This is a genomic window from Nocardioides sp. Root682 (assembly GCF_001427795.1).
Classification (GTDB): Bacteria; Actinomycetota; Actinomycetes; order Propionibacteriales; family Nocardioidaceae; genus Nocardioides.
In genome coordinates this window covers 52684-72471 of the sequence record NZ_LMHJ01000002.1, presented here as the reverse complement: position 1 = coordinate 72471, position 19788 = coordinate 52684, and the positions used below count along the sequence as shown (strand labels likewise).

Here is a 19788-nt window from a genome sequence, read left to right as displayed (position 1 = left end):
TGTCCGGGCGTCGGCAGCCCGCGTTTTGCTGAAGGAGGCCGAGGCGTCCGCGCACGACCGAGGATCAGCCCGCGAAGGTTGCGAACGTCCAGTGGTTGCCGTCCGGGTCAGCAATCGTGAAGTCGCGCGACAGGTAGTCCGTCTGGTCGACGATCTCGTGCACCACTGCCGCACCCAGCCCGCGTGCGCGCGCAAGTACGGCGTCCGGACTCGCCGTCACCACGTGCAACGAAGCCGTGCCGGGTCGGCACGGAGTGGAACGCTCCCCCGTGCTGGAGAGCAGGACCCGCCCACCCTCGGGCCAGTCCAGCTGACAGTGGTGGATCGTGTCCGCGTCCTCACCGGGGATCAGCAGGTCCTCGGTGAAACCGAGAGCAAGCAGCCATTCGAGCAGCACCCGTGCGTCATCGCTGACGACGCTCGCCCAGACGCTCTGCTGTCGTACCCCGCTCGTCCGGACACTCATGTCGCCACCGTACGTGCCGTCGGGTCAGGGGGGCTTCACGACGCATTCGAGGAAGTACGACCGGCGACCACCGCAACCATCTAAGGTCGTCGCGACGGAGGGAGCGGCATGTCGATGCTGCGCGCGATCGCGGCCACAGCCGCGGCACTGTTGTGCGGACTGATCTCGCTGACGGCGTGTGGGGGCAACGATGACGACCCTTCGGCGACGGCGCCCGGTGAGTGCCAGACCTCGGAGCTCGAACTGCCGGGCGTCCAGCCCGCCAGCAGCCCGCAACAGGCGGTCCGGGACCTGCTGGTGCTGAAGGTGCCGGGCGGCGAGTCCGACGACAGCCTGATGGAGATCACCGACGTCGTCGACCTCACGGTCGACCGTGCGCGCGTGGACGTGACCATCGGGAGCTGGGACGGCGGCTACGAGGTGGAGCATGAGGACGACGGGTGGGTCGTGGTCGCAGGCATCAGCTGTGGCGAGCCACTGGCGTGCTCCGACTTCGTCGACCCGGACACGGGCGACGCGTACAGCGCGGCACTCTGCGCCGAGTCGTCGAACTGACGGCCACCACTTGCGGCGCGACAGACGTGCCCGCAACTGACGCTACGGTCGGTTCATGATCACCGGTAGCCACCTCATGCTGTTCAGCCGCGACCCCGAGGCGGACCGCACCTTCTTCGCCGAGGTGCTCGGGCAACCGCACGTGGATGCCGGGGGCGGCTGGCTGATCTTCAAGCTGCCGCCCGCCGAGGTGGCCATGCATCCTGCCGACGGACCTGCCGACGGACCTCCCGGGCAGGAGCTGTACCTGCTTTGTGACGACGTGGCGGGAACCGTCGCCGAGCTGCGGGCCAAGGGCGTCGAGTTCACCCAGGAGATCTCTGACGAGCGCTGGGGCCGGGTCACCCGGTTCCGCCTGCCCGGTGGAGCCGAGGTCGGGCTGTACGAGCCACACCATCCACTGGCGATCGACCTGTAGGCCGGCCGGTCAGTGAGAGTCAGGCGGTCACGTGCAGGGCCGGCAGTTCCGCGATGTATCCCGCCGAGTGACTCTGCATCGCCTGGACGATGGTTTCACGCACGCCCGGTTGGTACCAGAAGTCGTCCGGCACTGTGAAGGAAGCGGACGCAACCTGCATCGCGAACGAGGCGGAGGGACTGGCGGTCCAGAGGAAGTCCTTCGGCGGGATCGATCCGGAAACCAGGAACGCGCCCAGGTTCACCGTCAGGCTCTTGGTGCCATCTGGCCCCATGCGCTGGTCGGCGAGCGCGACCGAGAAGCCGCCTGTAGTGGCAGAGACGGCGTGGCCGGTCACGATCGACCAAGGTCCGGCCGAGTCGGTCGACGTCGTCCGGAGCGCGGCGAGCGAGGCCTTCACCACGGCGAGCTCGTCCGACGGGACAGTGTCTGAGAGCACCTCGAGCACGACCTGATCGGGCTGCAGTGTGCTCGCCGAGGTGGGGTGGGGCTTGAAGTCAAGGTACGGCTTCTCAATGCCGACTTGCTCGAGCATGTCGCCGACAGAGCCGTAGTAGCCGGAGGGATCGACCTTGGGGTCGTGACCGAAATTCTGCACGGCCTGCAACTGCGCGTACCCCAGAAGGTAGAGCAGGTTGGTCTTCTGCTCCGCTTCCATGCTGTTGGTGAAAGCCATCAACGTGTTTCCGACGACTGATGCGCTGGCTGTGTTGTCCGGCTGTCCGAGCGTTGTTGACATGGAAGTCTCCTCGAGCGACTTGATGGGGGGAGCTCCATCTCAGCACCGATCGAGCCCCTGCGTAGAGGAAATGGCGGCAAAGGCGCTCAACAAGGTCGAGCATTCCGGCCACGGTGGGCGCTCCGCAGGTTTACCTTGGCACCCTCGGGCTCCCACTCCCCCCAACTGCAGTACTCCCATGAGTGGCTGCGCGCGGGAGTCGCGATCCCCGCCGCGACGGCGCGGACCTATCGACCGGTCGCAGCAGATGCCGGCAAGACGCTCAGCGTCCGGGTCACCGCCCGCAACCTCGACAAGATCGGAACCTCGACCTCGGCATCGACCGCGATCGTGAAGTGGGTGTCCACCGTGACCGCCAGGTCGGCGTACAACCGACTGAAGCGGAAGCTGGTATTGACCGTTCGGGTCACCGTCCCCGGCCTCGCGAATCCCGGTGGGACCGTCACCGTCAAGAAGGGCTCGCGCACGATCAAGTCAGGCGTCGCAGTCCGCAACGGCATCGCGATCATCACGATCCTGCGGACCGTCGGACGTGACGCTCAGAAGGCCCAGCGCTGGTTCGCCTGACCGCCGCAGTTCCAGATCAACAACTGGGTGCTGTTGCCCGTGCCGCCGCCGTGGGCGTCCAGGCAGTAGCCGGTGTGGTCGTTGCGGATCGTCTGGTCCGACTTCAGCGTCCACTTCTGCCGCGGATTGGTGGTGCTGCAGGTCTGCGTGACCACCTTGGTGCCGGCGGTCGTACCGTCGTTCTGCAGCCCCAGGCACAGGTTGCCCCCAAGGTGCGAGCTGATCGCTTTCGAGCTCAGGGTGTAGGTCCAGTTCTGGTTGCCCTGGCCATTGCAGTCGTAGATGGCGACGACGGTGCCGGAGCTGGTCGACGAGTTCGGGACGTCGACGCAACGCTTGGACGGCATCCCGCCGATGTTGAACCCGCGGCGCGGCGGCTGGTAGGCGCCGTCGTACGTCGACGCGAAGGTCATGTTCGGCTCGCCGAGGGAGTTCTTGCCCCAGGCGTACGACGGCATGCACCAGCCGTCCTGGACGGCACCGGCGTTGTAGGCCTGGCGCAGGCAGTTGCGCAGCGCGAGCTGACCCCAGTAGTTGGGGTGCAGTGACTCCTGGATGAAGAAGTTGGTGTTCGCGGTGGAGAGCGTGTGGATCTGGTTGATCCACTCCTCACCGTTCGGGACATCGGCGCTGTCCCAAGGGCTGGAGTAGCCCAGGTCCTCGGCCAGGGTGACACCGCGCTGGCACAGCTTGTGGTTGTCCATCGCGTGGTCCAGGTGCAAGCGCTTGATGTTGGTGAGGCCCGAGTCATCGGCAGCGCCCCAGATCGCCCCGTTGATGACGGGCATCGCCGTGTCGTTCGCCCAGTCGAGGTCGGAGCGCCAGAAGCCACAGCCACCGGTGCTCTGCGCAGTCGTGCCCCAGTCGCCGTACCGCGCCTCGGTCGAGCGCTCGATCGGCATCGGGTAGTTCTGCAACAGGAGCGTCCACTGCGAGGACGTGTAGCCCGCCTGCTCCATGGCGATCTTGATCCGGACCAGGGCGTCCTTGATCGCCGTCCGCTGGGTGGTGACGTTGGCCGCAGTGAACTTGGAGGTGACGCTGTTGTCGTCCTGGCAGTAGTCCGGGCTGGTGCGTGTGGACGTCAGCCAGTCGGTGACGCACTGCTGGATGATGTCGGCGAACCCGAAGTTGTTCCCGCCGATGCTGACCGCGACGACCTTCACGTTGTGGGTCTTGGCGAACTCACGCAGCAGGCCGGTCTGGCCCCAGTTGCCGTCGGTGTCGGCGTACTGGTCGAGGCCAGGCTTGAAGGTGTCGCCGTCCCAGTGCGTGGTCGTGGTGGCGCCTGAACAGGCCAGGTTGTGGCTGCCGACGCCGCCACCGATGTGGACCTCGGCCGACTTCGACCGGTGACACCGGTCAACGCTCTCGGCAGTGTCACCGGCGTTGTCGTAGTACGCCGACGAGCCCAACGCGTCGATGCGGTATTCGTCGGTACCGCCGGTGTTTCCGGCCCAGCGGCCAGCCTCGCCCGAGATGTAGGAGTCACCCACCGAGACGACGTACGGCGTCCCGTCACCCGGGCCGTCGGCGACCGCCACGCCTCCCGACGTCACCACACCTGCGGCGCTGACCACGCCGCAGGCCACCAACATCGCAGCACCAGCTGCTGTCGACTTCACTCGCATGGATCCCCCTTTGCCGACCCACAGCATCGAGGCGCCCCGAGGGGGTTGCAATGGACGACCGTGAGGATGGCACGGAATGCGAGCCGGTCGGCTCAGAGGTCTCGCCGGTACCTCGTCGGAGTCGTCCCGAACCACCGCTGGGCCGACCTGTTCAGCGACGCCTGCTCGGAGTACCCCAGCATCCGGGCGACCTGGCCGAGCTGGAGCATCGGCTCGGCGAGGTAGCGCTCCGCGAGGTTGCGTCGCTGCCGGTCGAGTACGGCGGCGAAGCTGGTGCCGTCGCCCTCGAGCTGTCGCTGGAGAGTGCGCCGGTGCATGAGGAGCTCCGCGGCGACGATCTCCGCCGTGCAGTGACCCGTCGGCAGGAGCCGCTGGACCAGCTCCTCGACCCGGTCGACGAACGAACCGCCCCGCGGCAGGACCTGGCTCTCGAGGTACTTCGTCGCGATGCGACGTGTCTCGTCGTCCGCATTGCCCAGCGGCCGGTCGGCGATCTCCTCCTCGACCTCGAACCCGCACCACGACTGCCCGAAGGCGACCGGGCACTCGAGCGTGGCTGCGTACGACGCGTCCGACCCGAGCTGCTGGTGCAGGAAGGAGACTGATGAGTACGACGCGTCCGGACCGCCGAGCAGGCGCACGATCCGCGCGCCGTTGGCCATGCTGAGCTCGTAGCCCTGGCGCAGCACTGGTAGTCCGAGCTCCGACATCCGGTAGTCGAACCGCACCCGCTCCCCCGCACGACGCGGCACCATCGCGAGGTGCAGGGCCGGCGAGTGGACGTAGAAGTAGCGCGCGATCGAGCCGAACGCCTCGGCGACGGTCGCGGAGTTACGGGCGATGACCGCGATCGGGCCAAGGATCGCCAAGCCCTGCCACTGCGACATCCGCATCCCGAAGTCGGGGCAGTCCAGCTCCTCGGCGGAGGTGGCGAGCAGGCGGACGAACGGGTCGACGGGCACGAACGTGTCGTCCTGGTGCTCGATCCCGAAGGGGATCCCGAACCGGGCCAGCAACGCCTCGGGGTCGCCGCCCAGCTCCCGGACCAGGTCGACGTACCCCCACATGTTCGTGGCCCGGATCAAGCTGCCCACGCGTCCTCCATCCCGTCCACAAATGACAAAAGTATGGCGCGCTCTGTCAATACGCAGGTGACGCCGGTCACCGATGCTCGTGTCATCCCCGGAGACGACCCCGGACCCGACCACGAGGAGCACCCACCATGATCGACAGCCACGTCGACGTCCTGATCATCGGAGCAGGCCTGTCCGGCATCGGAACCGCCTGCCAGATCACCCGGGCCTTCCCCGACAAGTCCATCGCCGTCATCGAGCGCCGCGAGCGACTCGGCGGCACGTGGGACCTGTTCCGCTACCCGGGCATCCGGTCCGACTCCGACATGTTCACCTTCGGCTACCAGTGGCGCCCCTGGACCGACACGAAGGTCCTCGCCCCCGGCGCCTCGATCCGCGACTACATCGCCGACACCGCAGTCGAGTACGGCATCGACGAGAGGATCCGCTACGGCCTGAAGATCCTCTCCGCCGACTGGTCGAGCGCAGACGCACGATGGACCGTCACCGCTCTCCACGAGGCCACCGGCGAGGAGCGCACCCTCACCTGCTCCTTCCTGGTGAACTGCGCCGGCTACTACAACTACGACAACGGCCACGCGCCCACGTTCCCGGGCGCCGAGCGGTTCGAGGGCCAGACCGTCCACCCGCAGTTCTGGCCCGAGGAGCTCGACTACACGGGCAAGAAGGTCGTCGTCATCGGAAGCGGCGCGACGGCGGTGACGCTCGTGCCCTCGATGGCCCCGACCGCCGGTCACGTGACCATGCTCCAGCGCTCGCCGTCGTACGTCATGTCGGTGCCGGCCGAGGACAAGATCTCGCCGTTCCTCGACAGGTTCCTTCCGTCGTCTGCGGTCTACTGGATGGCCCGCAAGCGCAACATCGGCATCCAGCGCGGCCTCTACCTCGCCTGCGGCCGGTGGCCGAACCTGATGCGTCGGGTCCTGCTGTCGCAGGTCCGCCGCAACATCGGTCCGGACGTCGACATGGCCCACTTCACGCCGTCGTACAAGCCCTGGGACGAGCGCCTCTGCGCGGTGCCGAACGGTGACCTGTTCAAGGCGCTGCGGTCCGGCGAGGCCTCGGTCGTCACCGGTCACATCGAGACCTTCACCGAGAAGGGCATCCGGCTCACGTCCGGTGAGGAGCTGGAGGCAGACGTGATCGTCACCGCCACCGGACTCGAGGTCAAGGTGATGGGCGGCCTCACGTTCACCGTCGACGGTGAGGTCCGCGACGTGCGCGACCAGATGACCTACAAGGCCGTCATGGTCGAGGACCTTCCCAACATGGCCTGGGTCTTCGGCTACACCAACGCTCCCTGGACGCTGAAGTCCGACCTGGTCGCCCGGTACCTGATCCGGTTGTTCCAGCACATGGAGGAGAACGGCCACGACATCGTCGTACCGGTCGACAGCGACGACTCCGCCCTCGACGACGGGATCATGGACTCGCTGCAGTCCGGCTACGTCCAGCGCGCCAAGGACAACATGCCGCGCCAGGGCAGGCACGGTGCCTGGAAGGTGCTCATGCACTACGGCCAGGACACCCGCATGATGCTCGAGGACCCGATCGACGACGGGCTGCTCGAGTTCCGGCGCGCGGAGGTCCAGCTCGAGCGGGCGTCGGCATGAGGCGTACGACGACCTTCCCCAGCGGCCGGGACACCTGTACGGCGACGCACGTCACCGCACGCGACGACGGCCTCGTCGGCCCGGGCGGTCGGCCGTGCGTCGTGATGGCGCACGGGTTCGGCGGGACGGTCGACACCGGCCTGGTCGGGTACGCCGAGGGGCTGGCCGGCGCCGGTCTCGATGTCCTCGCCTTCGACTACCGCGGGTTCGGCCACTCGGGCGGCGCCACTCGTCAGCGGGTCTCCTACCGCCGCCAGCGCGCGGACTACCACGCTGCGATCCGCGCGGCCCGCGATCTCCCCGGGGTCGACCCGGAGCGGATCGTGCTCTGGGGGACGTCGTACTCGGGCGGACACGTGTTCCCCGTTGCCGTGCGGGACGGGCGCATCGCTGCGGTGGTGTCGATGACACCGGCCGTGGACGGAACCGCCGCCCTGCTCACGCTGGTGCGGCACGCAGGTGTCCGTCCGCTGGCGCGACTGGTCGCGCACGGCCTGCGCGACCTCGGTCGCGCGCTGGTCGGCCGTCCGGCGCACTTCGTGCCGATCGTGGCGGAGCCCGGCGACCTCGGGTTCATCACCTCCCCCGGCTCGCTCGCCGGCTACGCGTCCGCGGCCGGTCCCACCTGGCGCAACGCCGTCACCGCACGCTCGGCCCTCGAGGTGGCCCTCAACCGACCGATCCGGTTCGCCGCACGGCTCCGGTCTCCCCTGCTGGTCCAGGTCGGCGAGCTCGACACGGTGGCTCCGCCCACGGCGGCACACCGCGCGGCCAGCAAGGCCGGCCAGCACGCCTCGGTCCGCACCTATCCGGTCGGCCACTTCGACGTCTACGACGGCGCGGGCCTGGCGGCCGCCCTGGCCGACCAGATCACGTTCCTCCACGAGCACCTCAGCACGACCCACCCCACCCCAGAGAAGGCGATCCACGCATGAGCACCTACGACGTCCGCAACAAGGTCGCACTGGTCACCGGCGCCGCACGCGGCATCGGCTACGAGACCGCCCGCCAGCTGGCGGCCCGCGGAGCACAGGTCGTCGTCGTCGACCTCGACCAGGACGCGGCCACCAAGGCCGCAGCAACGATCGGCGACAGCGCCCTCGGCCTCGGTGCCGACGTGACCGACAGCGCGGCCATGGAAGCGGTCGTGGCGCGGACGGTGGAGCAGTTCGGGCGGTTGGACATCGTGGTCGCCAACGCAGGCATCGGGCCGCGTGCCTCGACGGTCAACACGATGGACCCCGCCGTCTTCGAGCGGGTGCTCGAGGTCAACGTGCTCGGCGTCTACCGCACGGTGCACGCGGCTTTGCCCGAGGTGATCCGCAACGAGGGCCACGTGGTCGTGGTGGCGTCGATCTACGCCTTCATCAACGGCATCCTGATGGCGCCGTACGCGATGTCGAAGGCAGCAGTGGAGCAGTTCGGCCGCGCCCTGCGCGCCGAGCTCGCCCAGCACGGCGCATCGGCCACGGTGGCCTACTTCGGCTACATCGACACCGACCTGGTCCGGGACCTGACGGCCGACCCGATCGCGCACCGCCTGGAGGAGAAGTTCCCCACCTTCCTGCGCCGCCGGCTCCAGCCGTCGCAGGCCGGCGCCACGATCGTCGCCGGCATCGAGGCGCGGGCGCCGCAGGTGATCGCTCCGAAGCGATGGTCCGTCTACTCCCAGCTGCGTGGGTTGATCAATCCGCTGCTCGACGCGCGCATCACCAACGACGACGGCGTGCAGGAAATCCTCCGGGACGCGGAGGCCTCAGTCCGCCTTGCCGCCGTGCGTTGATCCAGGGCTGCGGACGTGCAGGCACGCTCACACGGTGACGACGATCTTGCCGCGTGCGTGCTCGACCTCGAGGTGACGGATGGCCTCGGCGGCCTCGGCGAACGGGTAGGCACGGTCGATCACCGGGCGGAGCTCACCGCGGCTGACCATGTCGACGAGCTCGGCCAATCGTTTCCCATCCGGCTGGGCCATCGGGATCTGCACGCGCAGGCCGAGCAGGCGTCCGAAGAGGCCGCCCCTGGCCATCAGCCCGACCGGACCGAGGAGTCGGCCGTCACCCGGATTGCCCCCACCGGACAGCACGAGCGTGCCGCCCGGAGCGACGACGCGGCGCAGGTCACGGAGCCCGCGGTTCCCGACCAGGTCGAGCACGACGTCGTACCTCTCGCCGGCGCGGGTGAAGTCCTCGAGGGTGTAGTCGAAGACCTTGGCGGCCCCGAGCGACGCCACGAGATCGGCGTTGCGGGTGCTGCAGACGCCGTCGACGGTGGCCCCGCGCGCGACGGCCAGCTGTACGGCGAACGTGCCCACCCCGCCCGAGGCCCCGACCACCAGGACGCGGTGACCCGGCCGCACCGCTCCCGCAGTCAGGCAGAGGTCGGCGGTCGTCGCGGCCAGCGGCAGCGCAGCGGCATCCTGGAAGGACAGACCCTCGGGCTTCCGCGCCAGGCAGGCCTGCGGTACGACGGCGTACTCCGCGAACGTCGCCTCGTCCTCGCCAAGGACCTCGTCGCCGACCTGCCACCCGACGACGCCCGACCCGACGGCCTCGATGGTCCCGGCGAAGTCGCGGCCACGGATGGGCTCACGCGGAGACTTGCGAGCAAAGATCTTGCGGTCCATGAGCCGAGCGACCGTCGGTTCACCCCGCATGATGTGCCAGTCCGCCGCATTGACCGAGGCCGCCGCGATCCGCACGAGCACCTCGTCCGCCGCCGGCTCGGGGCGATCCACCTCCGCCAACCGGAGCACCTCGGACGTGCCGTAGACATCCTGCACCAGCGCCAACATTGGGTTCTCCTCAGCCGAAGAGCCGGCGAACCCGGCTGTCGCTCCGACGCTAGGTCGCGCGGTGACGAGCGCGCATCGGGATCGTCCCTGACCCGACCCCGGGACACCCCTACTGCGAACCCGAGGCGTTGAGCCGTCCAGAGATCGGTTCGAGCAGAGCGATCAGCTCGTCGAGCTCGGACCTCTGCAACCGGTCGTAGGGAGCCTCGGCAAGGGCATCGGTGAGCGACTCGATCCGGCCCTTGGTCGCGCGGCCCGCCTCGGTCAGGTGGCCGGTCGCGTCGAGGAGGCCGCGTTCCCGCAGACCGGCCATCACCTCGGCCAGCTGGTCCGGCGGAAGGTGGTGGATCCGGCCGAACGACTCCGCGGGATGGATGCCGCTGGCGAGCGCGCTCAACACGTGGGCCTCGACCCCGCCGACCTGCTCGGCCACCAGTGCGACGACATGGCCGTCCCCGCGGTGCTCGCGCAACATGTTGGCCGCGTGCCAGAGCCGAGCCACGGGCTCCTCGGGCATCGGAAGCGAGCGCAGCCCGGCGTACATGACTCTTCCCTCGACCGGGGCGCTGACCGAGGCCTTGGCGAGGAGCTCGGCCGCACGCACGAGACCGGGTGTCTCGACAAGGTCACCGAGGATGCGCCGGAGCGCCGCCACGCAGCCTCGCTCACGGGCGGCGTGCGCCGCCTCCGGCGTGGTCGTCTCCCAGACCTTCGGCAGGTGCCGGGACACCTCACCGTCGGCGAAGCTGTAGAACGCCGCGTCGACCACCTCGGCCGGCACCCGACCGAGCGGGGCGGAACGACCCGCGAAGTACCCGTCCCAGTAGTTGCTGAACCCGAGCTCCGCCATCGCCTCATTGGGCTCCTCCGAGAAGAAGTTGACCAACGAGATCGGCTCGGTGAGGTCGTAGAGGCGGCGTGCGACCGGCTGTGGATGCTCCATCTGTTGACATCTCCTTCTCGGCGACCGCCCTCGTGGGCAGCCTCTCACCACCTCCACGAACAACGGGAGCGCAGTTCGACAACCGTGGCGGAGCCGGATCCCGCTGAATCACCTTTGACTTCAAGTACTTGAAGTTCCTACGGTCGTTCAGGTGACCGCATCGACCAGACAGCGCAGCTACACGATCAAGGAAGCCGCAGCCCTCACCGGCCTGCCGGCCAGCACCCTGCGGTACTACGAGTCCATCGGCGTGATCTCGCCGATCAGCCGGGGCGCGAGCAGCAAGCACCGCGTCTACGACGAGGACGACCTGGACCAGCTGACGCGGATCGCATGCCTCGCGGCCACGGGACTCTCCGTCAGCGACATGCGGCAGTACGTCGCCAACAGCAGGCTCGGTCCGGAAGCGGCGGCGGACCAGATCGCCCTGCTGACCGCTCAGGACGCCCGCCTCCGCAAGGAGGCCGAGCACCTCGCCCTGCGACAGCAGTACGTCCGGCTGAAGATCGACTACTGGCAGGCGATCGACGCGGACGACGAGGACAAGGCCGGCCTCGTCGCCCAGCGGGCCGAGAAGCTCGCGGACGCACTGAAACAGACGAAGCGCCCCTGAGCTCCCACGATTCCACCCCAAGGAGAAACCCCATGAAGGTCAACGCCTACGCAGCACCCGCCGCAGGCGAGCCGCTCGCGCCCACCACCATCGAGCGGCGAGCAGTCGGAGCCGACGACGTCCTCATCCAGATCGAGTTCGCCGGCATCTGTCACTCCGACATCCACACCGTCAACGGAGACTGGGGGCCGCAGCCCTACCCGGTCGTGCCGGGCCACGAGATCGTCGGGATCGTCACCGAAGTCGGCCCCGACGTGACCAGCCACCAGGTCGGCGACCGGGTGGGCGTCGGCTGCATGGTCAACGCGTGCCGCGAGTGCATCAACTGCCGGCGCGGCGACGAGCAGTACTGCCTCAACGGGATGGTCGGCACGTATGCCGCCACCGACAGGGACGGCACCACCACCCAGGGCGGCTACTCCACCCACGTCGTCGTCGACTCCCACTTCGTCCTGTCGATCCCCGCGGGCATGGACCCGGCCGCCGCCGCTCCCCTCCTCTGCGCGGGCATCACCACCTACACCCCGCTGCGCCACTGGGACGCCGGACCGGGCACCAGGGTGGCCGTCGTCGGCCTCGGTGGTCTGGGCCACGTGGGGGTCAAGATCGCCCACGCCCTGGGAGCCGAGGTCACCGTGCTCTCGCAGTCGCTGAAGAAGCAGGAGGACGGGCTGAAGCTCGGGGCCGACCACTACTACGCGACGTCGGACCCCGACACCTTCGCGGCGCTCGCGGGCAGCTTCGACCTGATCATCAACACCGTCAGTGCCGCCGTCGACGTGAACGCCTACCTCGGCCTGCTCGCCGTCGACGGCACCCTGGTCAACGTCGGCGCACCGCCGGAGCCGATGTCGGTCAACGCGATGTCACTCATCGGCGGCCGCCGCTCCCTGGCCGGCTCGATGATCGGCGGCATCGCGATCACCCAGGAGATGCTCGAGTTCTGCGCCGAGCACGGCATCGCGTCCGAGATCGAGGTCATCGCCGCCGACCAGGTCAACGAGGCGTACGAACGGGTGCTCGCCTCCGACGTCCGCTACCGCTTCGTCATCGACGCGAGCAGCCTGGCCTGATTGCTGACCGACTGGAGGAGCAGCGCGCCCGGGTGCATCCCGTCCTTTTGGGTACGCAGGCAAGGTAACCGCCCCTGGTCCCAACGAGGAGGAGACACCCGTGGCACACCTGATCCAGTCCCTGACCAGCACGGCGAGGTCCGTGATCACCCTTCCGGTGCAGGTCGCGAAGACCGTGGCAGTGCCGGTGCTCCGGCGGGTCGGCGGACACGAGGAGGAGCCGGAGCCGTCGCGACCGACGGGCCGGGTCGAGCCGGCTCCACCGCCCGTGCGTCGTACGGCGGAGGCGGCCGTGGCCCGCGAGCGCGCAGCGGAGCCCTCAGCCGCGGACACGACGGACACGGAGGATCCTGAGGACCGCTACGAGGAGTACGACGAGGCCGTCGAGCTCTCCGGGAACGCGGCGCCGGTCGACGGCGCCGGCTCGGACAGCGGCGGCGGACTCGGCGGGGGGCTCAGGGACGAGTCGTGATCGGCGCCAGGAGGCAGTCGACGACGTCCATCAGCTCGGTGCACCCCTCGGCCGGCTCGCTCGGAGACGGTGTCGGCGAAGGGGTGTCCGAGGGCTTCGGCGTGGACGACGGCTTCGGGGTCCGGGCCGGGGGCTTCGGCTTCGAGTCCTGCTTCACCGGGATCGCGGAGGGCTCGTCCGCCGGAGCTTCCTCCGCGACGGCCTCGACTGCGCCCGCGGTCGCGTCGCCGGCTGCGTCCTCGGACGGGGTCGGGGACGGACTCAGCTCGGGGGTGGCCGTCTCGACCTCGGCCGAGGGCTGGACCTCGGAGTCGGTGGAGCTCTCCGACGGCGCTGGCCCCCTCTTGTCCGTCGCTGCGGTGCCGCCGACGCCGGCGATGCTGAACGCCCACGCCACAGCGAGTACGGCCAGGACCGCGGCGACCGCGCCGCGCACCAACCAGGTCTTGCTCATCTGCATGCCCATGTCGTCCCCATGTCGTCCCCATGTCCGAGTTGAGACCTCGATGGTACGACGTCGGGGCGGCGGCGACCCGAGCGGTCAGGGTCCGCCGATGATGCGGTCGACGACCGCCTGTGACACCGAGTGGTACGTCGGGCGGGCGGTCGCGTAGATCTCCCGGGCCCGAGCGAGGCCACGATCGGTGGCGGCGAGCTTCTCGTAGACGCGTCGGATGTAGAGCGCCCGGCCGTGCCGGGTCAGGAACACGGCCAGCGCCTCGTCGACGGCAGGCTCGTCGAACACGTGGCCTGACGCGACGGCGAGCTCGAGCCAGGCGGTGGCGATCTCGATGTTCCCGCTCGTGCTGAAGCCGAACTGGCTGTCAACCGCAACGAGCACGTCGTGGCCGATGTCGAGCGGCAGCGCCCGGATGAAGTGCACCCACTGCTGGCTCACCCACTCTCCCGTGGTCGCGACGAGCTCAGGCAGCTTGCCCGCCCCTCCCGTCACCAGCGCGGCCACCTGCTCGTCGACCCGGTCGAACGCATCGGAGGCGAACTCGGGCGCGTTGTCGGGGACGCCGGGGCCATGCACCCAGGCCTCCAGCTGCAGGTCCTCGGCAGAGACGCCGGCGGGCTCCAGCAGCTCGTTCACGAGGTGGTCGAGGAACGTCCTGGTGTCCATCGACTCGAACGCGAAGTGGTCGAAGTAGTCGCGCAGGAACTCGTCGAAACGCACCCGGCCGACCTTCGACTCGATCAGGCGCAGGAAGAGCGAGCCCTTCTCGTACGGAATCTTGGCGGGCCCGTCGTCCGGGTCCCGGCCCGCCATGTCGAGCTCGAGCCACGTGTCGCGGGGAGCCTCGTCCGCAACGGCACGCGCGAGCTCCTGCCGGCCGAGCCGCAGGATCATGGCGGTGTACGCGGCGCCGTACAGCTCCTCGTCGATCCGGGTCTCGAAGTAGACCGTGAAGCCCTCGTTGAGCCAGATGTCGTTCCAGGTCGAGTTCGTGACGAGGTTGCCCGACCAGGAGTGGGCGAGCTCGTGGGCGATCAGGGTCACCAGCGAGCGGTCGCCGGCGAGGATGGTCGGCGTCGCGAACGTGAGGCGGGGGTTCTCCATGCCGCCGTACGGGAAGCTCGGCGGGAGCACGAGGATGTCGTAGCGGCCCCAGCGGTAGGGACCGTAGAGCCGTTCGGCCGCCTCGATCATCTGCTCGGTGTCGGCGAACTCCCACGCCGCCCCCTCGACGACCGACGGCTCCGCGTAGACGCCGCTGCGGCTGCCGAGCTCACGGAACTCGAGGTCGCCGACCGCGAGGGCGATGAGGTACGACGGCACGGGCTGCGGCATCGCAAAGGTGTAGGTCCCGTCGGTCCGCTCGACCGGGTTCTCCGCGCTCATCAGCGCGAGCAGGTCCGCGGGCACCCGGACCGTGGCGTCGTAGGTGACCCGGACCGCCGGGCTGTCCTGGCACGGGATCCAGGTGCGGGCCAGGATCGGCTGGGACTGCGTGAACAGGAACGGCTTGCCGGACGCCGTCTGCTCGGGCTCCAGCCACTGCACGGCACGCGCCTCGGGGCTCGTGGCGTAGTGCACGACCACCCGGTCCGCCGTACCGACGTGGATCGTCAGCGCACTGCCCAGGACGGAGTCGTGCGCACCGAGCACGAAGGTCAGGTCGGCTCCGTCGGCCCCGGTCACGCGATCGATGGCGAGCTGCCACGTGTCGAGCACCAGCTCGGTGGCATCGGGGGTGCGGCGCTCGAGGTCGAACGCCGCGCTCCCGGTCAGGAGCCGCGTCGCGAAGTCGACGGTGAGGTCGAGCGCGATGTGGGTGACCACGACCTCGTTGGGCCGGGAACGGGAGTGGGGATCGGGGGTGAAGGACCGAGGCACCGCACCAACCTAGCCTCGTGACCGTGCAGCACAATCGTCCCCATGGATGAATTCCGCTACGGCAAGGCACCCAGTTGGCCGAAGTTCGTCATCGGGCTTCCGGTGGCCGCCTTGCTGGTCATCGGCGGCGGCTACCTCGCGCTGGTCTCGTGGGGAGTGATCGGTGGCGAGGAGTCGAAGTCGCTGAGCGTGATCGGTCCGCTGGTCGCCGGGCTCGGGGTGGCGCTGGGATTCGTCTGCCTGCGCCCCCGGCCCTGAGGCGAAAAACACGAAACCCCGGTGCCGAAGCACCGGGGTTTCGCTATCTGAAAGTCAGACGGGGCGAACGTTCTCCGCCTGCGGACCCTTCGGGCCCTGCGCAGCGTCGAACTCGACCTGCTGGTTCTCCTCGAGCGACTTGTAGCCGTCACCCTGGATAGCCGAGAAGTGGACGAAGACGTCCGGGCTGCCGTCGGCCGGGGCGATGAAGCCGAAGCCCTTCTCGCTGTTGAACCACTTGACGGTTCCCTGAGCCATGATGTTTCTCCTTGTTGTGTAAAGCAGGAACATCCAGACTAGAACGCTCCTTACACCGAACCGTAGTGCAGAGGTGGCAAAGCGCAAGGATCGGCATGCACCAAAACGTGACAGGATCTTCCGTCCGCCGTACGCAGCCGCCGAAAACCGTCGTCCCGAACGGCGGTAGCGTTCGACCTCATGAACGCCATTGCTGCACCCGATCCAGCCGTCCGGACCGCCGCCGCTGAGCGCCTGGCAGGGCTCGCGACGCCCGCCGGAGCCCTGGGGCGCCTCGGCGACCTCGGCGTCTGGCTCTCGGCCACACAGGGCGTCTGCCCGCCCGCGCCGCTCGACAACGTCCGCCTGGTGATCTTCGCCGGCGACCACGGCGTCGCGCAGCACGGCGTCTCGGCCTATCCCCCCGCCATCACCCCGTTGATGGTGCGCACGTTCGTCCTGGGCAAGGCCGGCGTCTCCGCCCTGGCCGGTGCCCACGGCGTGCAGGTACGGGTGCTCGACATCAGCGTGGACGACGACCTCGAGGGCGTGCCCGCTGACGTCCAGTCGCACAAGGTCCGCCGCAGCAGCGGCGCGATCCACCTCGAGGACGCGTTGAGCGCCGACGAGACGACCCGCGCGATCGAGACCGGGCGCGCCGTCGCCCGCGAGGAGATCGCGGCCGGCGCCCAGCTCCTGCTGTCCGGCGACATGGGGATCGGCAACACCACGCCGGCGTCGGCGATGGTCGCCGCCGCCCTCGGCCTCCCGGCCGTCGAGGTGACCGGTCGCGGAACCGGCGTCGACGACGCAGCCCTCGCCCACAAGCAGGACCTCGTACAGCAGGCGCTCGACCGTGCCGGCTCCCGGCTCGACGACCCGCTCCAGACGCTCCAGGCCGTCAGCAGCGCCGACCTGGCTGCCACCGTCGGCTACCTCCTCGAAGCGGCCGAGAGCGGCGTCCCGGTGCTCCTGGACGGCCTCATGTCGGTCGCCTGCGCCCTGACCGCGGACCGCATCGCCCCCGGTGCCGCTGCGTGGTTCGCTGCCGGCCACCGGTCCACAGAGCCGGCCCAGACCCTCGCCCTCGAGAAGCTCGGCCTCGAGCCCGTCCTGGACCTCGGCATGCGCCTCGGCGAGGGCTCCGGCGCCGTCGCCGCCGTCCCGGTCCTCCGCTCGGCCGCTGCCCTTCTCCGCGACGTCGCCCTGCTGGCCGACCTGATGCCGCCGGAGTGAGCGTCGCCCTCGTCGGCCGCAGCCTCCGGCTCGCCCTCGGCACCCTCACTGCCCTGCGGGTGCCGGCCGTCCTGCGGGTGACACCAGCGGACGCCACCGGCGCGATGCTGGTGGCGCCACTGGCCGTGCTGCCGCTCGGCGTCGGGGTCGCCCTGATCGTGTGGAGCGGCGACCGGCTCGGCCTGCCCGCCCTCGCTGTCGCGTTCGCGGCGCTCGCCCTGCTGGCCGTGGGCAGCCGCGCCCTGCACCTCGACGGCTTGTCCGACGTCGCCGACGGCCTCACGTCGTCGTACGACCCCGAACGCTCGCTGGCCGTCATGAAGAGCGGTACGGCGGGCCCGGCCGGTGTCGCGGCCCTGGTGCTCGTGCTCGGTGCACAGGCCGCCGGGCTGACCTGGTTCGTGGGCGGGGGCGAACCGCTGCGCTCCGCCCTGATCGCCGGGGCGGCCGTGTGCGCCTCCCGCGCCGCGCTGTGGATCACCTGCTCCACGCTGGCGCCACCGGCTCGCGAGGATGGCCTCGGCGTCACCTTCACCCGCCGGATCCCGGTCGCAGTCAGCGTGGTCGGCTGGGTCGGTCTTGCCGCGCTCGCTGCCTTGGTCGACCCGGTCCGCGGGCCGGTGACCGTCGCGATCGCCGGTCTTGCCGTCGTCGCGCTGACCGCACACACGATCAGGCGCTTCGGCGGCGTCACCGGTGACGTGTTCGGCGCCGGGATCGAGGTGGCGCTCGCGGTGCTGCTGGTGGGCCTGGCCGCCGCTCTCTAGAGCTTCAGCACCCGGCCCGAGATGACCAGGTGCACCTCGTCGCAGGCGGTCGCGACGCCCTGGTTGACGATGCCGAGCAGGTCGCGGAACAGCCGACCCGACCGGTGAGCCGGTACGACGCCGAGGCCGACCTCGTTCGTCACGAGGACCACGTCCACCGACGCCTCGGCGAGCGCGGCTGCCAGCTCGGTGACCCGTTCACCGACGACCAGCTCGGCGTCGCCGATGGGTCGCTCCCACAGGTCGGCCTTGTCCGCGATGGTCGTCAGCCAGGTGCCGAGGCAGTCCACGAGCACCGGAGTGGTCGCGGCCCGGAGCACGCCGGCCACGTCGTTGGTCTCCTCGGTGGTCCAGGAGTCGGGGCGGCGGACGCGGTGCGCGGTGATCCGCTGGACCCAGTCGGCGTCGTCGTACACCGGACCGGCGGCGACGTAGGTGACGGCCGGGGCATCTCCCACCAGGTGCTCGGCGTGCACCGACTTGCCCGAGCGGACTCCCCCAGTGACCAGAATCTTCACGTGCCCTCCTCAGCCGACGGTGAACGCGACCTTACGGGCCACGAGGTCTGCGGTGGCAAGGGTTGCCTCCACCTCTTCGCCGAGCGGCAGCGCATGCTGCGCGGTGACCGGCGCCTCGACCCCGACGTCGGCGAGCAGCACGACGCCTGTCTTCGGGTCGTCGTCGCGAAGGCTCGTGATGACGCCGTCGAACTTCTCGCCCACCCGGCCGGACAGCACCGCCGCCTCGAGCAGGTCGAGCACGGAGCGTTCGTAGGACCCGGCGCGTCGCGCGGAGTCCTGGAGGGTCTTCGGCAGGCCCGGCAGCGCGTCGGTGACCCACTGCGGGACCGGCTCTCCGGCGCAGATCGCGAGGCAGACCTCGCCGGCGTAGCGATCACCCAGTCGCCGCAGCGGCGCCGTGACGTGGGCGTACTCGGCGGCGATCGCCGAGTGCAACGTCTGCTCGGGGAGCTCGCCGTCGAAGGCGGCGTACCCGCTGCCCCGCAGGAGACGGGTGCAGGCCACGACCATCGCCTGGTGCGCTGACTTCGCGGGATCGAGGGACCGGATGAACGCGGGATAGTCCATCGACTTGGGCCAGTCGATGCGCAGGCCGTGCGCAACGCGACGCAGCCGCGCGACGTCGCGGGGATCGGCCGGCGGCAGCGTGCGCAGCATCCCGACCTTCGCGCCGACCATCAGCGAGGCGGCGGAGATGCCGGTCAGCAGGGAGATCTGGGCGTTCCACTCCTCGACGGGCAGCTGCTTGCGGAACGACAGCTCGAAGCCGTCGGGGGTCTCGTCGATCTCCTGCTCGGGCAGCGGCAGCGAGATGCCGCCGCGGTCCAGCTCCTGCTGCTGGCGGAGCAGCCCGACCTCCTTGAGCAGGAGGAGCACCTCGCCAGCCGAGCCGTCATCGAGGGCCGCCTGCGCCTCGACGTACGACAGACGCGCGGTCGAGCGCACCAGCGCGCGCTCGACGTGGACCTTCGTCGGGGTGCCGGCCCCGTCGACATCGATGGTCCACAGCAGCGCGGGAGCGGTCTGGTCGGGCAGCAGCGAGGCCGCGCCCTCCGAGAGGGCCGGCGGGTGCAGCGGGATGCGCGTGCCGGCGCCGTACAGCGTCTCCCCGCGCCGGTGCGCCTCCAGGTCGATCGGGTCGCCGGGCTTCACGAAGGCCGCCACGTCAGCGATCGCGTAGTGCACGACGAAGCCATCCCCTGCGCGCTCGATGTGCAGCGCCTGGTCCAGGTCCATCGAGCCAGCGGGATCGATGGTGATGAAGGGCAGGTCGGTCCGGTCCAGCTCCGGGAGCACGACGTCCGTCGCTGCCCGCTCGGCAGCGCTGGTCACGTCGGCGGGAAACTCACCGGGCAGCTCGAGTTGCTTCGCGATCTCCTCGAGCCCCTGCAGCAGGGCGGGAGAGGTTGCCTTGACCCGGACCACGACGTTGCTCGGCATGAGCCCGACA

At 69.7% G+C, this 19788-nt stretch carries 23 protein-coding genes; 12 read left to right on the top strand and 11 right to left on the bottom strand.

Annotation, left to right across the window (positions count from 1 at the left end; genetic code table 11):
• Positions 1-64: 64 nt before the first annotated feature.
• Positions 65-466 carry a VOC family protein gene (locus tag ASD84_RS12700; RefSeq protein WP_056914051.1) on the bottom strand — a complete coding sequence of 134 codons (402 nt, stop codon included), beginning with the start codon at positions 464-466 and terminating at the stop codon, positions 65-67.
• 108 nt (positions 467-574) lie between these two features.
• On the opposite strand from ASD84_RS12700, the gene ASD84_RS12695 reads away from it, so the two are divergent.
• Together ASD84_RS12695 and ASD84_RS12690 are read left to right on the top strand one after the other, a co-directional pair.
• The gene (locus ASD84_RS12695; protein ID WP_056711114.1) at positions 575-1021 is read left to right on the top strand and encodes a hypothetical protein; all 447 of its coding nucleotides are present in this window, start codon (positions 575-577) and stop codon (positions 1019-1021) included.
• Positions 1022-1076: 55 nt separating this feature from the next.
• On the top strand, positions 1077-1439 hold the full coding sequence (locus ASD84_RS12690; protein ID WP_056711112.1) for a VOC family protein: 363 nt from the start codon (positions 1077-1079) through the stop codon (positions 1437-1439).
• Positions 1440-1458: 19 nt separating this feature from the next.
• Here ASD84_RS12690 and ASD84_RS12685 read toward each other — a convergent pair whose 3' ends face one another.
• Positions 1459-2178 carry a hypothetical protein gene (locus tag ASD84_RS12685; RefSeq protein WP_156391891.1) on the bottom strand — a complete coding sequence of 240 codons (720 nt, stop codon included), beginning with the start codon at positions 2176-2178 and terminating at the stop codon, positions 1459-1461.
• A 135-nt stretch (positions 2179-2313) separates the two neighbouring features.
• Between ASD84_RS12685 and ASD84_RS12680 the strand changes: the two genes are divergently transcribed.
• Positions 2314-2745, top strand: a complete 432-nt coding sequence (locus ASD84_RS12680) for an Ig-like domain repeat protein (protein WP_056711108.1) — start codon at positions 2314-2316, stop codon at positions 2743-2745.
• Here ASD84_RS12680 and ASD84_RS12675 read toward each other — a convergent pair.
• Positions 2718-4376 (bottom strand): ricin-type beta-trefoil lectin domain protein, encoded by a 1659-nt coding sequence (locus ASD84_RS12675; protein ID WP_200954553.1) that lies wholly within the window; start codon positions 4374-4376, stop codon positions 2718-2720. The two genes, ASD84_RS12680 and ASD84_RS12675, sit on opposite strands and share 28 nt — an antisense overlap.
• Positions 4377-4468: 92 nt before the next feature.
• Positions 4469-5470, bottom strand: coding sequence for an AraC family transcriptional regulator (locus ASD84_RS12670; RefSeq protein ID WP_056711105.1), 1002 nt, complete (start codon positions 5468-5470; stop codon positions 4469-4471).
• A 128-nt stretch (positions 5471-5598) separates the two neighbouring features.
• Between ASD84_RS12670 and ASD84_RS12665 the strand changes: the two genes are divergently transcribed.
• From ASD84_RS12665 to ASD84_RS12655, 3 genes are read left to right on the top strand one after another with little or no spacing between them, the layout of a single operon-like run.
• On the top strand, positions 5599-7083 hold the full coding sequence (locus tag ASD84_RS12665) for a flavin-containing monooxygenase (RefSeq protein WP_056711103.1): 1485 nt from the start codon (positions 5599-5601) through the stop codon (positions 7081-7083).
• The gene (locus ASD84_RS12660) at positions 7080-8018 is read left to right on the top strand and encodes an alpha/beta hydrolase (RefSeq protein ID WP_056711101.1); all 939 of its coding nucleotides are present in this window, start codon (positions 7080-7082) and stop codon (positions 8016-8018) included. The genes ASD84_RS12665 and ASD84_RS12660 overlap by 4 nt, the downstream gene beginning before the upstream one ends.
• Positions 8015-8866, top strand: a complete 852-nt coding sequence (locus ASD84_RS12655) for a short-chain dehydrogenase/reductase (protein ID WP_056711099.1) — start codon at positions 8015-8017, stop codon at positions 8864-8866. The genes ASD84_RS12660 and ASD84_RS12655 overlap by 4 nt, the downstream gene beginning before the upstream one ends.
• A gap of 27 nt (positions 8867-8893) precedes the next feature.
• Here ASD84_RS12655 and ASD84_RS12650 read toward each other — a convergent pair whose 3' ends face one another.
• Together ASD84_RS12650 and ASD84_RS12645 are read right to left on the bottom strand one after the other, a co-directional pair.
• Positions 8894-9877 carry an NAD(P)-dependent alcohol dehydrogenase gene (locus tag ASD84_RS12650; RefSeq protein WP_056711097.1) on the bottom strand — a complete coding sequence of 328 codons (984 nt, stop codon included), beginning with the start codon at positions 9875-9877 and terminating at the stop codon, positions 8894-8896.
• 109 nt (positions 9878-9986) lie between these two features.
• On the bottom strand, positions 9987-10820 hold the full coding sequence (locus ASD84_RS12645) for an SCO6745 family protein (RefSeq protein WP_056711095.1): 834 nt from the start codon (positions 10818-10820) through the stop codon (positions 9987-9989).
• Positions 10821-10971: 151 nt separating this feature from the next.
• Between ASD84_RS12645 and ASD84_RS12640 the strand changes: the two genes are divergently transcribed.
• From ASD84_RS12640 to ASD84_RS12630, 3 genes are all read left to right on the top strand, one after another.
• Positions 10972-11433, top strand: coding sequence for a MerR family transcriptional regulator (locus ASD84_RS12640; RefSeq protein WP_056711093.1), 462 nt, complete (start codon positions 10972-10974; stop codon positions 11431-11433).
• 32 nt (positions 11434-11465) lie between these two features.
• Entirely contained in the window at positions 11466-12506 is a 1041-nt protein-coding gene (locus ASD84_RS12635) for an NAD(P)-dependent alcohol dehydrogenase (protein ID WP_056711091.1), read from the top strand.
• A 100-nt stretch (positions 12507-12606) separates the two neighbouring features.
• Positions 12607-12978: a hypothetical protein gene (locus tag ASD84_RS12630; protein ID WP_056711089.1), complete on the top strand. Its 372-nt coding sequence runs from the start codon at positions 12607-12609 to the stop codon at positions 12976-12978.
• On the opposite strand, the gene ASD84_RS12625 is transcribed toward ASD84_RS12630, so the two are convergent.
• Together ASD84_RS12625 and ASD84_RS12620 are read right to left on the bottom strand one after the other, a co-directional pair.
• Entirely contained in the window at positions 12962-13438 is a 477-nt protein-coding gene (locus ASD84_RS12625) for a hypothetical protein (protein WP_162251531.1), read from the bottom strand. The two genes, ASD84_RS12630 and ASD84_RS12625, sit on opposite strands and share 17 nt — an antisense overlap.
• Positions 13439-13519: 81 nt before the next feature.
• Positions 13520-15319, bottom strand: a complete 1800-nt coding sequence (locus tag ASD84_RS12620) for a M1 family metallopeptidase (RefSeq protein ID WP_056711084.1) — start codon at positions 15317-15319, stop codon at positions 13520-13522.
• A gap of 42 nt (positions 15320-15361) precedes the next feature.
• Here ASD84_RS12620 and ASD84_RS12615 point away from each other — a divergent pair, with 42 nt between their 5' ends.
• Positions 15362-15577, top strand: coding sequence for a hypothetical protein (locus ASD84_RS12615; RefSeq protein WP_056711082.1), 216 nt, complete (start codon positions 15362-15364; stop codon positions 15575-15577).
• 54 nt (positions 15578-15631) lie between these two features.
• Here the strand turns inward: ASD84_RS12615 and ASD84_RS12610 are convergent, their stop codons facing one another.
• Positions 15632-15835 carry a cold-shock protein gene (locus ASD84_RS12610; protein WP_056711080.1) on the bottom strand — a complete coding sequence of 68 codons (204 nt, stop codon included), beginning with the start codon at positions 15833-15835 and terminating at the stop codon, positions 15632-15634.
• Between the two features lie 180 nt (positions 15836-16015).
• Here ASD84_RS12610 and cobT point away from each other — a divergent pair, with 180 nt between their 5' ends.
• Together cobT and ASD84_RS12600 are read left to right on the top strand one after the other, a co-directional pair.
• Positions 16016-17050, top strand: a complete 1035-nt coding sequence (gene cobT, locus ASD84_RS12605; protein ID WP_056711078.1) for a nicotinate-nucleotide--dimethylbenzimidazole phosphoribosyltransferase — start codon at positions 16016-16018, stop codon at positions 17048-17050.
• Positions 17047-17817, top strand: coding sequence for an adenosylcobinamide-GDP ribazoletransferase (locus tag ASD84_RS12600; RefSeq protein WP_056711075.1), 771 nt, complete (start codon positions 17047-17049; stop codon positions 17815-17817). Before cobT ends, ASD84_RS12600 begins: the two co-directional genes overlap by 4 nt.
• Here ASD84_RS12600 and cobU read toward each other — a convergent pair.
• Positions 17814-18335, bottom strand: a complete 522-nt coding sequence (gene cobU / locus ASD84_RS12595; protein WP_056711074.1) for a bifunctional adenosylcobinamide kinase/adenosylcobinamide-phosphate guanylyltransferase — start codon at positions 18333-18335, stop codon at positions 17814-17816. The two genes, ASD84_RS12600 and cobU, sit on opposite strands and share 4 nt — an antisense overlap.
• Before the next feature lie 9 nt (positions 18336-18344).
• The gene (locus ASD84_RS12590) at positions 18345-19778 is read right to left on the bottom strand and encodes an RNB domain-containing ribonuclease (RefSeq protein ID WP_056711072.1); all 1434 of its coding nucleotides are present in this window, start codon (positions 19776-19778) and stop codon (positions 18345-18347) included.
• Between the last annotated feature and the right edge of the window lie 10 nt (positions 19779-19788).

Coding starts and splice junctions, on each gene's coding strand:
- ASD84_RS12645 (WP_056711095.1), bottom strand. CDS start 10,820: ATGGAGCATCCACAGCCGGTCGCACGCCGCCTCTACGACCTCACCGAG.
- ASD84_RS12685 (WP_156391891.1), bottom strand. CDS start 2,178: ATGTCAACAACGCTCGGACAGCCGGACAACACAGCCAGCGCATCAGTC.
- ASD84_RS12690 (WP_056711112.1), top strand. CDS start 1,077: ATGATCACCGGTAGCCACCTCATGCTGTTCAGCCGCGACCCCGAGGCG.
- ASD84_RS12700 (WP_056914051.1), bottom strand. CDS start 466: ATGAGTGTCCGGACGAGCGGGGTACGACAGCAGAGCGTCTGGGCGAGC.
- ASD84_RS12650 (WP_056711097.1), bottom strand. CDS start 9,877: ATGTTGGCGCTGGTGCAGGATGTCTACGGCACGTCCGAGGTGCTCCGG.
- ASD84_RS12665 (WP_056711103.1), top strand. CDS start 5,599: ATGATCGACAGCCACGTCGACGTCCTGATCATCGGAGCAGGCCTGTCC.
- ASD84_RS12635 (WP_056711091.1), top strand. CDS start 11,466: ATGAAGGTCAACGCCTACGCAGCACCCGCCGCAGGCGAGCCGCTCGCG.
- ASD84_RS12625 (WP_162251531.1), bottom strand. CDS start 13,438: ATGCAGATGAGCAAGACCTGGTTGGTGCGCGGCGCGGTCGCCGCGGTC.
- ASD84_RS12695 (WP_056711114.1), top strand. CDS start 575: ATGTCGATGCTGCGCGCGATCGCGGCCACAGCCGCGGCACTGTTGTGC.
- ASD84_RS12660 (WP_056711101.1), top strand. CDS start 7,080: ATGAGGCGTACGACGACCTTCCCCAGCGGCCGGGACACCTGTACGGCG.
- ASD84_RS12615 (WP_056711082.1), top strand. CDS start 15,362: ATGGATGAATTCCGCTACGGCAAGGCACCCAGTTGGCCGAAGTTCGTC.
- ASD84_RS12675 (WP_200954553.1), bottom strand. CDS start 4,376: ATGCGAGTGAAGTCGACAGCAGCTGGTGCTGCGATGTTGGTGGCCTGC.
- cobT (WP_056711078.1), top strand. CDS start 16,016: ATGAACGCCATTGCTGCACCCGATCCAGCCGTCCGGACCGCCGCCGCT.
- ASD84_RS12610 (WP_056711080.1), bottom strand. CDS start 15,835: ATGGCTCAGGGAACCGTCAAGTGGTTCAACAGCGAGAAGGGCTTCGGC.
- ASD84_RS12590 (WP_056711072.1), bottom strand. CDS start 19,778: ATGCCGAGCAACGTCGTGGTCCGGGTCAAGGCAACCTCTCCCGCCCTG.
- ASD84_RS12655 (WP_056711099.1), top strand. CDS start 8,015: ATGAGCACCTACGACGTCCGCAACAAGGTCGCACTGGTCACCGGCGCC.